At 46.2% G+C, this 14,938-nt stretch carries 11 protein-coding genes and 1 pseudogene; 8 read left to right on the top strand and 4 right to left on the bottom strand.

What is annotated here, in order from left to right; translation table 11 throughout:
- Window positions 1–36 precede the first annotated feature (36 nt).
- From gcvPA to E7747_RS13370, 5 genes and pseudogenes are all read left to right on the top strand, one after another.
- Window positions 37–1,425, top strand: coding sequence for an aminomethyl-transferring glycine dehydrogenase subunit GcvPA (gcvPA, locus tag E7747_RS13385; RefSeq protein ID WP_123614787.1), 1,389 nt, complete (start codon window positions 37–39; stop codon window positions 1,423–1,425).
- Between the two features lie 15 nt (window positions 1,426–1,440).
- Window positions 1,441–2,922: an aminomethyl-transferring glycine dehydrogenase subunit GcvPB gene (gcvPB, locus tag E7747_RS13380; protein WP_136416496.1), complete on the top strand. Its 1,482-nt coding sequence runs from the start codon at window positions 1,441–1,443 to the stop codon at window positions 2,920–2,922.
- Between the two features lie 39 nt (window positions 2,923–2,961).
- Window positions 2,962–3,857 (top strand): annotated as a pseudogene (locus tag E7747_RS17535) (dihydrolipoyl dehydrogenase family protein); the annotation flags it as partial.
- A gap of 30 nt (window positions 3,858–3,887) precedes the next feature.
- A complete protein-coding gene (locus tag E7747_RS17530) occupies window positions 3,888–4,289 on the top strand; it encodes a hypothetical protein (RefSeq protein WP_356948215.1) in 402 nt (133 codons plus the stop codon).
- Between the two features lie 91 nt (window positions 4,290–4,380).
- Window positions 4,381–6,015 carry a GrpB family protein gene (locus tag E7747_RS13370; protein WP_123614784.1) on the top strand — a complete coding sequence of 545 codons (1,635 nt, stop codon included), beginning with the start codon at window positions 4,381–4,383 and terminating at the stop codon, window positions 6,013–6,015.
- A gap of 532 nt (window positions 6,016–6,547) precedes the next feature.
- On the opposite strand, the gene E7747_RS13365 is transcribed toward E7747_RS13370, so the two are convergent.
- Window positions 6,548–7,777: an IS4 family transposase gene (locus E7747_RS13365; protein ID WP_136413786.1), complete on the bottom strand. Its 1,230-nt coding sequence runs from the start codon at window positions 7,775–7,777 to the stop codon at window positions 6,548–6,550.
- Window positions 7,778–8,119: 342 nt separating this feature from the next.
- The gene (locus tag E7747_RS13360) at window positions 8,120–8,674 is read right to left on the bottom strand and encodes a DUF4924 family protein (protein ID WP_136416494.1); all 555 of its coding nucleotides are present in this window, start codon (window positions 8,672–8,674) and stop codon (window positions 8,120–8,122) included.
- A 131-nt stretch (window positions 8,675–8,805) separates the two neighbouring features.
- On the opposite strand from E7747_RS13360, the gene menD reads away from it, so the two are divergent.
- On the top strand, window positions 8,806–10,494 hold the full coding sequence (gene menD, locus E7747_RS13355; RefSeq protein ID WP_136416493.1) for a 2-succinyl-5-enolpyruvyl-6-hydroxy-3-cyclohexene-1-carboxylic-acid synthase: 1,689 nt from the start codon (window positions 8,806–8,808) through the stop codon (window positions 10,492–10,494).
- On the opposite strand, the gene E7747_RS13350 is transcribed toward menD, so the two are convergent.
- Together E7747_RS13350 and E7747_RS13345 are read right to left on the bottom strand one after the other, a co-directional pair.
- Window positions 10,439–11,206 (bottom strand): sugar phosphate nucleotidyltransferase, encoded by a 768-nt coding sequence (locus E7747_RS13350; protein WP_136416491.1) that lies wholly within the window; start codon window positions 11,204–11,206, stop codon window positions 10,439–10,441. The two genes, menD and E7747_RS13350, sit on opposite strands and share 56 nt — an antisense overlap.
- Window positions 11,203–12,591: a RapZ C-terminal domain-containing protein gene (locus E7747_RS13345; protein WP_136416489.1), complete on the bottom strand. Its 1,389-nt coding sequence runs from the start codon at window positions 12,589–12,591 to the stop codon at window positions 11,203–11,205. The genes E7747_RS13350 and E7747_RS13345 overlap by 4 nt, the downstream gene beginning before the upstream one ends.
- A 155-nt stretch (window positions 12,592–12,746) precedes the next feature.
- On the opposite strand from E7747_RS13345, the gene E7747_RS13340 reads away from it, so the two are divergent.
- Together E7747_RS13340 and radA are read left to right on the top strand one after the other, a co-directional pair.
- Window positions 12,747–13,514, top strand: a complete 768-nt coding sequence (locus E7747_RS13340) for an RNA methyltransferase (RefSeq protein WP_136416487.1) — start codon at window positions 12,747–12,749, stop codon at window positions 13,512–13,514.
- Between the two features lie 42 nt (window positions 13,515–13,556).
- On the top strand, window positions 13,557–14,927 hold the full coding sequence (gene radA / locus E7747_RS13335; protein WP_136416485.1) for a DNA repair protein RadA: 1,371 nt from the start codon (window positions 13,557–13,559) through the stop codon (window positions 14,925–14,927).
- Window positions 14,928–14,938 lie beyond the last annotated feature (11 nt).

Raw genomic sequence — 14,938 nt, 5'->3', positions numbered from 1 at the left:
AAAAATTCTGTCTTACAATTTACGAACTATCATAAAGTGACCCACAGATATTTCCCCCATACTCCCGAGGATATCGCTGCAATGCTCGAACGCTGTAATATGAAGAGCCTCGACGAGCTTTACAGCGATGTCCCTGAAAGTCTGAAACTGAAGCGCGATTATGACCTTCAGCCTCAGATGAGCGAAAAAGAGGTCCGCGATTTTTTTGAGGAACTTGCAGTCCGAAACCAGCCTTTGACATGCTTTGCCGGCGCGGGCTTCTACGACCATTATACACCTGCCGTCGTCCAGTCACTCGCATCGCGCTCTGAATTTCTGACTGCCTATACTCCATATCAGCCGGAAATTTCACAAGGCACACTGCAATACATCTTCGAATACCAGTCAATGATGACACAGCTGACAGGTATGGAAGTTTCGAATGCCTCGATGTATGACGGCACGACTGCAGTGGCCGAAGCAATGCTGATGGCGATAAGCCACGCACGCAAAAGAAACCGTGTGCTCGTTTCGGCGACACTCAATCCGATTTACCGCGAAGTCATAGACACATACGCACGTTACCACGGAGTCCGTGTGGATACTATCGCAGAAAAGGATGGTGTCACCGACCTCGATACCATGCGAGAAATGCTTGCCGATGGTGATGTGGCCGGAGTGATTGTCGCAACTCCGAATTTCTATGGAATCCTTGAAGACTACACAGGTGTTGCCGACATGGTTCACGCAGCCAAAGCTCTGCTCATCATGACCGCTCCCGCTTCAACACTCGGTGTCATACGTACTCCCGGAGAATGGGGTGCTGACATTGCCGCAGGTGAGGCTCAGTCTCTTGGCATGCCCCTTAATTTCGGAGGTCCTTATCTGGGTTACATCTGTTGCAGCAAGGCTCTCATCCGCAAACTACCCGGCCGTATAGTCGGAGCTACAACCGATGCTGACGGACAGCGCGTGTTTGTGCTCACACTTCAGGCCCGCGAGCAGCATATCCGTCGTGACAAAGCCACATCCAATATCTGCTCGAACCAAGGTCTGATGGCGCTCTATGTGGCCATGTATCTTTCTCTGATGGGTGCAAAAGGTTTGCGTGAAGTCAACGAACTGTCGGCTGCCGGTGCGCACTATCTCGCATCCCGGCTTGTCGAGACGGGAGCATTTGAGCTCAAATATCCCGACAGACCGTTCCTAAATGAATTTGTGGTGCGTTTCAAGGGAGAGGTCAAACTCGCTGATTTTGTAGAGGTATGTAATTCCTGCGGTTGTCTGCCCGGAGTGATGATATCGGAAGACGAACTTCTTGTCTGCGTTACCGAAACACGTACAAAGGAAGAAATCGACCGCTATGTCTGGCGCGCTGAAACTTTCTCAAAAGCGACCGTTCCTGCGATGAACGGTGGTGTTGCAGCTAATGAAATGTCAAACTGATGATGTCCCGAAACCATGAATAAGAAATATTACGGAAAAGTAATTTTTGAGCTCTCACGTCCGGGACGTCAGGGCTATAGTCTGCCGTCAAACGGTTGTGACGACGTGCTTCCCACACTCCCTGCCGGACTGTTGCGCCAAAACGCTCCGCAGCTTCCGGAAGTAGACGAACTGACAGCAGTCAGACACTACAACAACATGTCGACCAATAATTTTGGCGTTGACACCGGATTCTATCCTCTTGGTTCATGCACCATGAAGTATAATCCGAAGATCAACGAGGAAATGGCTTCTCTTCCGGCTTTCACGTCGCTTCATCCTTTCCAGCCGTCAGCGACTGTACAAGGTGCGCTCGAAGCCTACTACACCTTACAGCGGATGCTGTGTGAAATAGGCGGTATGGCCGAATTTACCCTCAATCCCTATGCCGGTGCACACGGAGAACTGACAGGCCTGATGGTCATACGTGCCTATCATGAAAGCCGTGGAGACACGAAGCGTACAAAAGTGATAGTCCCAGATTCAGCTCACGGAACTAACCCCGCATCAGCTGCTGTAGCCGGACTCAAGGTTGTCGAAGTCAAGAGTCTGCCGGACGGCACTGTCGATGTCAATGCTCTCCGCCCGTTGCTTGACGACACTATTGCTGCTGTAATGATGACCAATCCCAATACAGTCGGGATTTTCGAACATAATATACCGGAAATAGCCGAGATAGTCCACGCCTGTGGCGCACTTCTCTATTATGATGGTGCAAATCTCAACCCGCTCCTCGGAGTGGCACGTCCGGGGGACATGGGATTTGATGTGATGCACATCAACCTTCACAAGACCTTCTCCACACCTCATGGCGGAGGCGGTCCGGGTGCAGGGCCTGTCGGAGTACGTGCAGGGCTCGAACAGTTCCTGCCAAATCCCCGTGTCGTAAAACACAGCGGTGACGACGATCCACTTTTCCATCTTGATTTCGGCACAGAGAAAGCCCCACACGCGCTCGGGCGCATATCATCGTGGCTCGGAAATTTCGCAGTCGAACTGCGTGCGCTTGCCTACATCCTTTCACTCGGCAGCGACGGTCTGAAACTTGCCGGCACACTCGCGACATTAAATGCGAATTATGTCAAGGAATCATTGCGCGACCTTTATGCTCTGCCGATTGACCGTGTGTGCAAACATGAGTTTGTGTTCGACGGACTTGCCAATAAATCGACCGGGGTCACCACTCTGAATGTGGCCAAGCGTCTTCTTGATCATGGCTTCCATGCACCGACCATCTATTTCCCGCTTCTATTCCATGAATCTCTCATGATAGAGCCTACGGAAACGGAAAGCAAGGAGACTCTTGATGAGTTCATCGCGGTTATGCGCGACATAGCCCGTGAAGCAGCAGAAGATCCCGAAACGGTTAAGAACGCTCCACTTGAGACTCCAATCCGAAAGCCAGACGACACTGCCGCCGCTCTTAATCCTGTGGTTACTTTTGCCGAACTTGACTGACAGATACAGAAATCACTGTTCTATACCAAATCCAACGATATGGAAAAGTCTGATCTAATAATTATCGGAGCTGGCCCCGGCGGTTATGAAACAGCCGTCGAGGCCGTAGCTCTCGGTAAAAGCGTGACTCTTATCGAGCGTGATAAATTTGGGGGGACATGTCTCAACCGTGGTTGTATTCCGACGAAGGCTTTATGCCGTACCGCCCAAATCGCCCTTGATTTTGCAGAAGCCCGTAACTATGGTTTCGCTGAGACAACTGCATCGCTCGATTTTCCGGCAGTCATGCAGCGTAAAGACCGGGTTGTAGCAGAGCTTCGCGAAGGAGTGGCCACATTGCTTAAGGATGTCAATGTAGTCAATGGTGAGGCTCGTTTCATTTCACCGTCAGTCATCGATGTGAACGGCACTGAATATACAGCACCGACAATCATCATCGCTACAGGCTCCGCGCCCACCTTATTACCGATAGATGGAAAAGAACTGGCGATGACCAGCGATGAAATTCTTTCGCTTGAAACGCTCCCTGAATCAATGTGCATTATTGGGGGGGGGTTATCGGTATGGAATTTGCCTCAATATTCTCTGCATTAGGTGTCGAAGTGACAGTTGTCGAGTATTGCAAGGAGATTCTTCCTCCTTTCGATGCAGAAATTGCCAAACGTCTGCGCATGTCTCTCAAAAAACGAGGGATAAACATTATCACCGGTGCAGAAGTAAAATCAATCGAAGCCGGCCCGACCGTAAATTACATTGTCAAGGAGAAAGAGAAGTCAATCGCTTCTGAAGTTGTCCTGATGGCTGTCGGACGTAGGCCGGTAGTACCCGATGGGCTTGTTGAACTTGGAGTGAAGTTCAATCGTAATGCCATTGCTGTCAACGATGATATGTCTGTTATGTTTGATGAAGGGCAAGAGCCGTCAGATGTCAGGCTTTATGCCATAGGAGATGTCAACGGACGTTGCATGCTCGCTCACGCAGCCACAATGCAAGGGAAAGTCGTCCTCGGACTTCGCGAACTGACTGATGTGATTCCTTCGGCTGTCTTCACTGTGCCTGAATGTGCGATGGTGGGTCTCACTGAGGAAAAATGTCTTGAGCTTGGGCGCGACATAAAAGTCGGGAAAGCGACATTCAGAGCCAACGGAAAAGCATTGGCAATGGGTGAGCCCGACGGTCTGGTCAAAATCATATCTGATGCAAAAACCGGCGAACTGCTCGGATGTCATATCTGTGGTGCTCATGCCGCAGATCTCGTTCAGGAAATCGCAACCTCAATGCAGGCGCGACTCGGTGTCTCAGCTATCAGTTCCGCAGTCCATGCCCATCCGACCTTAGGAGAAGTGGTTATGGCCGCAGCAATGTGATACCGGGGCTTACACGGGAAAATGCCTACGCTATCTGTCGATATAATTAGTACGGGTAGCGTAGGCTTATATCTATAGCTTAACTGTCAAGATGAAAAATCTCAAAGATATGACATTGGATGAACTGTGGCAATTGTTTCCCATAGTTCTCGTTCCTAATAACCCATGCTGGAAAGAGTGGGCCGATGATGAAATAGATCAACTTAAAAGACTTTTATCAGATTGTTCACCAGTAATCCATCATATAGGAAGTACGGCAATCCCTGATATCAAGGCAAAGCCGATTGTTGATATTCTGGTGGAAATCACACATAATGAAAATCTGTCACGCCTTAGGAATACAATGGAAAATGCAGGCTATATCTGCATGTCGTCGTCATCAAGCAGACTGAGTTTTAATAAGGGTTACACATCTGCAGGGTATGCCGAACGCGTATTTCATATACACATTCATCTGAAAGGTGACAATGACGAAATTATTTTTCGTGACTATCTGAGAGAGAATCCGGATGTAGCTCATGAATATGAATTGCTTAAAATGTCTCTTTTGCCACAATACAGTCATGACAGGGACAAGTATACCGAAGCCAAGACTGAATTTGTAAGACGTGTTACCGCTCTTGCTAAAGATGCCAGTAATGAAAATTTCGCAATTATTGAAATATCACAAAAATTTTGTAACCGGCTGTTAATTTGCTTGGTTGCAATCTTCTTTTTATGCGTTCCTCTTAATGCTGTAAATATCGTCACATATTCTGTTTCAGATAGTATCCCGACTTCTTCATCCGAAGAGCTTAGGATGCTGTTTAAGTGGTTGTCTAACGCGGACAACAGAGTCCGAATGTCCTTTGAACTACAAAGTACCAATGCTCCATTCACTATTTATAAAGCGGAATGGCAACATTGTGACAGTATGTATGAACCAATGGAACCATTCTCTCTCATTGCCCAGACAAATGAGTCGACAGGTAAAAATACAAAATGGCATATAACTCTTGACTTCCCTTTCAGTAGTATATTTGATGAATATGATACTTTAATCCTTTATACCGACAGAGGAATCATAAGATGTCCGACATCAAGAGAAGGACAATTGAGAGAGACAATAGAGATTCTTACCAATGATTACGAGATGCAGATAGACACTTCAAAGAAAAGCTCTCGCATGGCATGGAATATTTTAGTCATGGTCTTGACAGGAGTCATTGCTGTCGGAGGTGCCGTTTTTGTAATCGTCCATCGTCGGTTTGTCCAGAAACACAGAGAAATTGAGGAGCTGTCATTGCTTATTGCTGAAAGAACAGATAGAAACCTCGAACTTGAGGCCAAGGTAGATGCTTTGTATGGAAGTCGCCTTGACACACTCAATATGTTATGCAATGAGTATTTTGAAAAGAGCGAATCGGATAAGCTGAAACTTACACTCTATAATGAAGTAGAGAAACATATTCTTGCATTACGGGACACGAAAAGTATTGCCGAACTTGAAGGAATAGTCAATACATTTCTCGACAACATATTGATCAGAATCAGAGAACAGTTGCCGGAATTAAATAAAAACGATCGGATATTCCTTACATATCTTTATGCCGGATTTTCCCCGCGAGCCGTATGTATTTTCACTAACATAAAAATAAAAAACTTTTATAATCGAAGAAGTCGGCTCAAGGATCGTATTCTTGCCTCTGACGCACTGGATAAGGAATATTTCGTGTCTAAAATGTGACACTAAACTATTGATAATCAATATGAGGAATTATTGATTGTTCCCATCTACTGATTATCAACGGCTTAGCTGCTTAAATGAGGACAATTCCAGTCCGTATTCTCTTGCTGTTACTTGTTTTTAGGACTAATTTTGTCACATCAAACTCAAAAACAGGTAATATATGAAAAGATTATTTTTACTGGCAGTTCTCTGTCTGTGCGCATTCGTAAGCCATGCTAAGATTTCCTATCAAAGTATCAATAATATCGAAGGGACGAACATAGTTCTGATTGATAAGCAAGCGCCCTCAGATATTAAAATTACCGAAGCAGTGTTATCCAACAACGGTAAGAAATATATTGCCACACAAATCAGATGCAACATCATTAACGGCGTGGCGATATACAGATTGAAGTTCAAGCGTCTTACCGTCTTCAAAAATTGCAAAGTAATTTATTGCTGTCCGATAAAACTCAAATAGCGCAATAAAGTATGGCTCGAACGCTGATTTTACGGTGTTCGAGTCTTCTTTTTTACCTTACAAGCCCCCTCAGTCAAACAATGACGGTTCGGGAGGCGCTCCGGAGGCCTCGGAAAGGATGATTTCCCACTCTTTTTCCGGGTTGTTAAACAGGCTGTTGAAGTCAACGTAGTACATCAGGGTAATTCTGACCATTGTTGCCAGCCCGGAGAAGCTCCACTGGCGTTTCAGCCCCTTCTGCATAACCATCAGCAGTAGATTGGCGATTAGTGTGATCCAGATCTGGATCTTGATGGCATTGGCGCTCTCGCCATAGAAGTATTTAAGTGGAAAGTTTTGTTTCATCTGCTTGAACAGCAGCTCAATTTCCCATCTCTGTCGGTATATCGCGATGATTTCCTCCGGGTCGGACTCCATATCGTTGGTCAGCAGCGATATCAGTTTGCGCTTCTTGACATCCACATAAGTGATTATGCGTGATTTATGTCGAATGACCTCTCCGCCTTTAACCTGCTTTACAAACTCCACTTGCTGTATCCTGACCTCCATCAGTCCGTCAGGAGTCTGATACATAGTGTCCGACAATATGCTGTATTTCAGGTTCTTCTTCATCTTGGTGACGTATGTTACGCCACGCTCCGTCAGTTGTTGGAACTTCTCATAGTCGATGTATGCGCGGTCCATTGCCATTATGTCGCCTTTACTCAATGTTGTTGGCTTGAGCATGAATGAGTCGTTTGTAGCCGCTGATGTGAACTTTATATCCGACGGCACACCTTCGTTGGCATGTATGACGGTATGAACCTTGATTCCGCCTTTCTTTTTTCCGGTCTTTGGATGGCGTCCGACTCCCTTGAACAGCAGGTTGGAGAACAGAGTAATAGTCGTGGAGTCGATAATCTGCAGTCGTTTCATCCATTTTGGAGTCTTGCGGCTGTGGCTGTCCGAGGAAAGAACGTGGCGGTAAGTGGCATATAGATCACGATATATAGCCTCAAATATAGCTTCGGGGCGCCTCTTGTTGGCATCCGCAAGTGTGCTGCGCCCGATTTTGAAAGTAATACCTATATGAGACAGTTTACGCGTCTCGGCAAGCAAACTGGCTGTTATCTCACGCAATGAGTCGAATCGCATTATCACGGCATAGAGCATTACCACCAGATGAATCCAGCAGTTAAACCGTTTGGTATATCTCTCTCCTCCGTATTCGCGGCTAAACTGAAGAATTTTCGACTTGTCAAGCAGTTTTATTACCTGACCATAGAGCGGCTGTCCGCTAAAATGACTACTTTTGGGCATAGTTTAGAATATGTTTTGACCAACACAAACTAAACTAAAAGGACTGACTCCTGCAATAGGTGCCAGTCCTAATTTTGTTTTGCCTCAAAAAGTTTTATCGGACAGCAATAAAAGTAATTCTTATGGTCAACGGTAAAAAAGAGATTGTGGATATTCAAAAAGGAATGTCAGTCAGGTGATATCACAATCTTTGTTGCCATATACTCCTACTGCCATTAAAGCTATTCGGGTAAAAAACATAGTGTCATTTTTGGTTACGATAAACCCCGTAGCCGGAAATGACACTTGGCTTCCTTGCGTCATTACAACAGCAATGGGTATTGATATGACTGTTTGTTCAGATTACTGCTCTTCAGGCGGGAACAGCTTGTCTTCACGATCAAGATGATAGTCCTTGGTCAGAAGGGCGATGAAACGGGAAATCTGTGTGATTGCATTCTTTGTTTCAGGAGTGATTTCCTTGCTTTGCAGACGAAGCATGAGCATTCCGTAGAGGGCGTTGAAACATGTCTCTATCTCACCGAGAGGCTTATCTCCGGCTTTAGCCCGAAGCTCGACAATGAAAGGTAGTGTCTTATAGAACTCAGCGGTATACTCCGGGAAACGTGGATCTTTCAGCAGGGCGAGATGCAGGTCGGTTAGCTGTATTATGACATTTTTGTTCAGTTGCAGATGTCCGCTTTTTTCCACGTTCTCACGTCGCATCATGTCAATCAGCGATTCATACCATTCAACCATCTCTTTTTCTTGAGACGGGTCGAGATTAAAACGGTCAATGACATTAGCTTTGATACGATCGATGTCAAGTCCGTTGGCACGTATGAGGTCTTCAATCTGCCACATATAAAGCAGATATTCCGCAATATTTTCCTTATGTTTCTTAGATGCTATATACATAATATGCTGTAACTATAAATTCAAAGACTGATTTGAAGTTCCGTCATACAAAATTAACACATTCCACAATAATTTGATGTGAGGTTGCGCCAATATTTGTATTTTTGCACGAAATTTCAATCAATCTGATCATGCTTACAACCGATAAACTCTCATGTAACATCCTCGCAGATCTCCTTGTCGCTCATGGTGTGCGGCATGTCGTTCTATCACCGGGAAGCAGAAACGCGCCATTGATAGTCGCTCTCTCTCGTCGTAAAGAATTGGCTACGCAAGTGGTCATTGATGAACGCTCTGCGGGATTTATCGCGCTTGGCATGACTGTCCAAAGCGGAGAGCCTGTGGCAATAGTATGCACAAGTGGTTCTGCTCTGCTTAACTATGCTCCGGCAATTGCCGAAGCTTTCTATCGTTGCTGCCCGCTAATAGTGATTTCTGCTGACAGGCCACAGGAATGGATTGATCAGGATGATTCGCAAACCATCTGGCAACAGGATGCTCTCGCGCCGTATGTCAAACGCAGTTGTGACCTGCCGGCTCATACTGATTTTCCAAACGGAGAATGGGTATGCAACAGACTTGTCAATGACTTGCTGCTTGAAGCTCTTGCAGGGCGGAAAGGCCCGGTGCATATAAACATACGGATAGACGCTCCGCTTGACCGCATATCTGATTTCGACGATGGCCGAAGCCGGGTTGTCAGAATGGTTGCCCCTTCAGTCGAGCTGCCGACAGCCGAGGCTCGGCGGATAGGGGAGAACATCGCATCTCCGCGCAAGGTGCTTATCATAGTAGGGTTTCACGAACCTGATGAAAAATTAAACCGGGCGCTGGTAAAACTTGCTCGTCTCCCGAACGTCGCAGTTATGACTGAGACAATAGCAAATCTCCACTCCCCATTGTTCGTCAGCCGTATTGATTCGACATTATGCCGAATGACAGAAACAGAACGCATTGAAATGGCCCCGGATGTCGTTATAACTGCCGGGGGAGCGCTCGTGTCACGATTTGTAAAAGAATGGTTGCGTTCGCTCGACACCGAAGTTGAGCACTGGCATATAGGGATCACACATACAACTGTCGATTGCTTCCGCCATCTGGCTCTGAGAGTGGAAATGCAGCCGGCTGTTTTCCTCCGGCAGCTTGCATCTGCATTGCAGATTCATAAAGCGTCTTCTGATTATGCCGTACGCTGGCATAATCTCGCATCTAAAGCCGCCAAACTTCATGAAAAATATGTCGATTCAGTTCCGTGGTCGGACATGAGTGTTTTCGCTTATATCATACCGCACGTTCCGCAACGATGGAATTTACATCTGTCAAACGGCACGCCTGTACGTTATGCACAATTGATGGATTGCAGCCATATCCATCGTTGCGACTGCAACAGAGGTGTCAGCGGTATTGACGGATGTACATCAACAGCCCTTGGTGCATCATCTGTCTATAAGGACACGACCCTACTTATAACCGGCGACATGAGTTGCCAGTATGATATTGCTGCACTGTCGTCAATGATTGTCACTCCACGATTTAAAATAATCGTAATCTGCAATGGCGGAGGAGGGATATTCCGCTTTATCTCATCCACATCATCGCTTCCTGAGCTTGACAGATATTTTGCAGTAGGGACACGTCTCCCTCTGCGCCAGCTTGCAGACGGCTACGGATTTTCATATCATGAAGCCAGCTCTGCGGAGGAATTGGCTCAATCATTCAGCGAATTCATTGCGGTCACAGACCGTCCGTCAATTCTTGCGGTATTCACTCCGGCAGAGGAGTCGGCCGCAGTTCTGAAACAATATTTTCAGCCTCAATAAGCGATTGTGGCTTACCAATGTCAATCCAGTGAAAAACTTCTTTCGGAGTGTAGCCTTTTATGTATAAATCGGCGCATTGGTCCGTGTAGAATGGCGTGATTGAGAATTTCGAGGAATCACTATATCTTTCAAGCTTAGAAAATATGGAAGGTTTGATTATGTGAACACCGCCAAATGCCAGAGGAATAATCCCTTCAGCGGAAACTATATCAGGCCAAGGACTGCGGATTTCGCCGGTCGTGACATTTTTCCAACCCTTCATACGCCTGTCGGCATCAAAAAGCAGATAGCGTGATGTGCGGCGGTCTGCCACGAGCAGAGTCGCGTCGGCTTTAGATTCTATATGAGAATCAAGCATTTGTGAAATATCGAAATCTGTCAGAATGTCGGCATTATGAACTATTATCGGTTCGTTACTATCAAAAAATGGACGGGCTTTGAGCAATCCTCCGCCGGTATCGAGCAAAAGCGCACGTTCATCGCTGATTCTGATGTCAATTCCGAAATTATCATTTGCCTTGAGATAGCATACGATGGCATCGGCAAAATGATGGACATTGACTACCATACGGCTGACACCTGCATTTTTTAGTTTCAGAATCACTCGTTTCAACATCGGTTCGCCTCCTACTTCGACCAAAGCCTTGGGCTTTGCCGAAGTTATTGCGCCAAGGCGCGTGCCTAGACCGGCTGCAAAAATCATGGCGTTCATAGTGTGAGATCTATTTTTTGTTCTCGATGGATAAGGTGGACATTCACATGTGGAAACCGAACTTTGATATGTTCAGCCATTTTCTGAGCAGAATAGACACTGCGGTGCTGACCGCCGGTACAACCGAAATTGACGGCAAGTGATGTGAAACCGCGACGGTCGTAACAATCAACAGAAGGGTCTACCAACCCGAAACAGTGGTCAAGGAAAGTTATAATCTCTCCCTTGCGTTCGAGAAATTCAATTACCGGGGCATCAAGTCCGGTTATCTGTTTATATTCGTCATATCTGCCCGGATTTTCCATGCCACGGCAGTCAAACACGAATCCACCGCCATTACCAGACAAGTCTGCCGGGATACCTTTCTTATATGAGAAGCTTGTGACTGTTACAGTCAGCGCGCTTTTAGGCTTTTCCTCACATATATCTGTCTTTGCCTGTTCAGACTCAAGCATTCTGGCCAGAGTCTCCGAAAGATACGGATAATCGTCAAAAGGTTCTTTCAGCAGTTCTGCCAAATTTGCAAGTGCTGCGGGAATGCTCTTTATAAAATGGGCCTTTCGCTCGAATTTGCCACGAAATCCGTAAGCTCCAAGCACTTGTAGTGTCCGAAGTAATGAAAACGACCTGAACCGCTGACGGAAAGTATCAGGATCAATGACTGTGTATCGCGAGGCACTTTTGATGTAGGTCTCAATAAGAATTTCCTTAACGTATAACGGATATGCCGCACGGGCTTGCATTACAAATGACACAAGGTCATATTCGGCAGGACCACGTCGTCCGCCTTGAAAATCTATGAAATATGGATTGCCATTACGAATCATCACATTGCGAGATTGAAAATCACGTATCATAAACGTCATGCAGTCTGGTGTAGACAGCTGTGATGACATCCGGCGAAAATCCTCTTCCAGCAATTCTTCTTTGTAGGATATTCCTGTCGTGTTCAGAAAACAATATTTAAAATAATTCAAATCCCATAAAATGGATTGACTGTCAAAATCACTGACAGGATAACAACGTGAAAAGTCGAGGTCTTCCGCGCCACGATACTGGAAATCGGGCAACAATGCTACCGTCTTTTTCAACAGTTCGACAGAATCACGGCAGTCGAAAAGCAGACAATCGCCCAAGTCATCTTGAAGATATTCCGTTCCGTCGTCCGAAACAGCGATGACACCGGGAACAGGAAGCCCCTTGGACTTAAAATGGCGTGCAAGATAAATAAACGCTTTGTTTTCATCAACCGAACAGCCTATGACACCGATTACGGTCTCAGGGCCGGTTAATCTGAAATATTGTCGATTGCTTCCTGCCGGAGTCAGTGGAATGATTGAGGCAGGTGCTGCTCCGAACTTTTTTTCGTATAAATCCTTTAACATTTATATATGACTGTTTATAGATCGGGGGGAACAATGTTATATCATGTTCTTTGCTACAAATGTAGTCAAAATATCCAATCGGTACGCGTCCTTCAGATGGCCTTTTGTTTATTTTTATGAAAATATGTAACTTTGGACTCCTTAAAAACGTATTTATGACTGAATTGACAAAGAATCTATATCGCACCGTAAAATCACTTGACGAGCGCAAAACCCGCAGAAAGGAAAACGCGTTCAAGGCAGAGGGCACAAAATGTGTGCTCGATACATTGGGGCATTTTACACTTCGCTATCTTTTTGCGACATACGAATGGCTTGAAACCCATTCGCAGCAAGTGAAACGGCTTTCCGGCATAGGGACTGTTGTCAAGGTGACACGCAACGATCTTTCAAGGATGTCGAGTCTCACCACTCCTTCAGATGTCATCGCTGTTTATGAAATCCCCAAAAGAGAACCTGAATTCAGCAATCTGTCACACGGACTTATCCTTGCTCTTGACACGATACAGGATCCCGGCAACCTCGGGACAATCATCAGAGTTGCCGATTGGTTCGGAGTCCGTGAAATCCTGTGTAGCGCCGAGACTGTCGACTGTTTTTCGCCAAAAGTCATTCAGTCGACAATGGGATCAATCTCAAGGGTAAAACTCTACTATGGCAATCTGCCGGATATGATATCCAAAACTAAAGCGCCTGCGGTCTATGGCACTTTTCTGGATGGAGAAAGTATCAGCGAGGCCAAGATTGGAGAAGACGGCATTATAGTCATAGGTAACGAAGGTAAAGGTATATCTAAAGAAGTAGAGGCTGTCGTGACCGAGCGTCTGCTCATTCCCTCGTACCCACAAGGAGAAGTGACAGGAGAATCGCTCAACGCGGCAATCGCAACAGCTATCACACTCGCAAAATTCAGGCATGTGTGATGATCAACCAAATGTCTAACAAATATGTAAGCTTACACAAAGATGAAAAATGTAAAGACTGCATGGTTTTGCTCAAGCTGTGGGGCACAGGCGCCAAAATGGCAAGGCCGCTGTCCGGCCTGTGGCGAATGGAACACGATGGTAGAGGAGAAAATCGTGAGTGAAAAAAAATCCAAAACGTTGACCCCTGTATCACACGGTTCGCGAAGGACTCGTCCACAGCTTATACATGAAATAGAGCTCGACGAAGAACCACGTATAAAAATGCCGTCTGCCGAACTCAACCGAGTGCTCGGCGGAGGACTCGTTGCGGGCAGTCTTGTGTTGCTTGGAGGAGAACCGGGTATTGGAAAATCAACCCTTGTGTTGCAAAACATATTGTCGATTCGCTCACGTCGGATACTCTATGTGTCAGGAGAGGAAAGTGCCCGTCAGCTTAAAATGAGGGCTGACCGTATCGGGCGGCCTAATGACAATGTGTACATTGTATGTGAGACTTCTTTACAGAATATCCGTGACCACATCGAAGAAGTGAATCCGGGACTTATAATCATTGACTCTATCCAGACCATAGCTTCCGACGATATTGAATCTGTCGCGGGAAGTGTCTCACAGGTTCGGGAATGCGCGGCTCAATTGCTGAAATATGCCAAAGAGACGGCTGTCCCGGTGATGCTTATCGGTCATATAACAAAAGAAGGCAGCATCGCAGGCCCGAAGGTATTGGAGCACATCGTCGATGTTGTCCTCCAGTTCGAAGGAGACCGACAGGGCATATATCGTATACTTCGGTCCATTAAAAACCGTTTCGGTTCTACAGCTGAGCTTGGCATATATGAAATGTGTCAGCGGGGGCTTCGAGAAGTGTCCAATCCTTCCGAAATGTTCCTTTCAATGAGCAACGATGATCTTTCCGGAATCTCCATAGGTGTCACAATGGAAGGCATAAGAGCTTTTCTCATCGAGGTACAGGCGTTGGTCAGCACAGCCGCCTACGGAACACCCCAGCGGTCTGTCACCGGATTTGACTCGAAGCGTATGAATATGCTACTTGCAGTTCTTGAAAAACGTGTAGGATTTAAGCTGGCAGCAAAGGATGTGTTTCTCAACATTGCCGGAGGGCTAAAAGTCAATGACCCGGCCCTTGATCTTGCGGTTATATGCGCAATACTTTCGTCGAATGTCGACATAACAATACCCAAACGAATATGTATGGCCGGTGAAGTCGGACTTTCGGGAGAAGTCAGACCTGTCACGCGAATTGAACAGCGTATACGTGAGGCTGAGAAGCTCGGCATGGAAACTATAATCATACCACGTCATAACCTCAAAGGAATCGATTTGTCCGGGCTGAATATAAAAATCATAGAAGTGGCAAAGGTTGAAGAAGCATTCCGGACTCTATTTGTATGAATCTCACACTT

This window comes from Duncaniella dubosii (assembly GCF_004803915.1).
In the GTDB taxonomy this organism is placed as follows: domain Bacteria; phylum Bacteroidota; class Bacteroidia; order Bacteroidales; family Muribaculaceae; genus Duncaniella; species Duncaniella dubosii.
The sequence above is the reverse complement of the archived record's forward strand: the minus strand, read 5'-3'. Positions and strand labels throughout refer to the sequence as shown.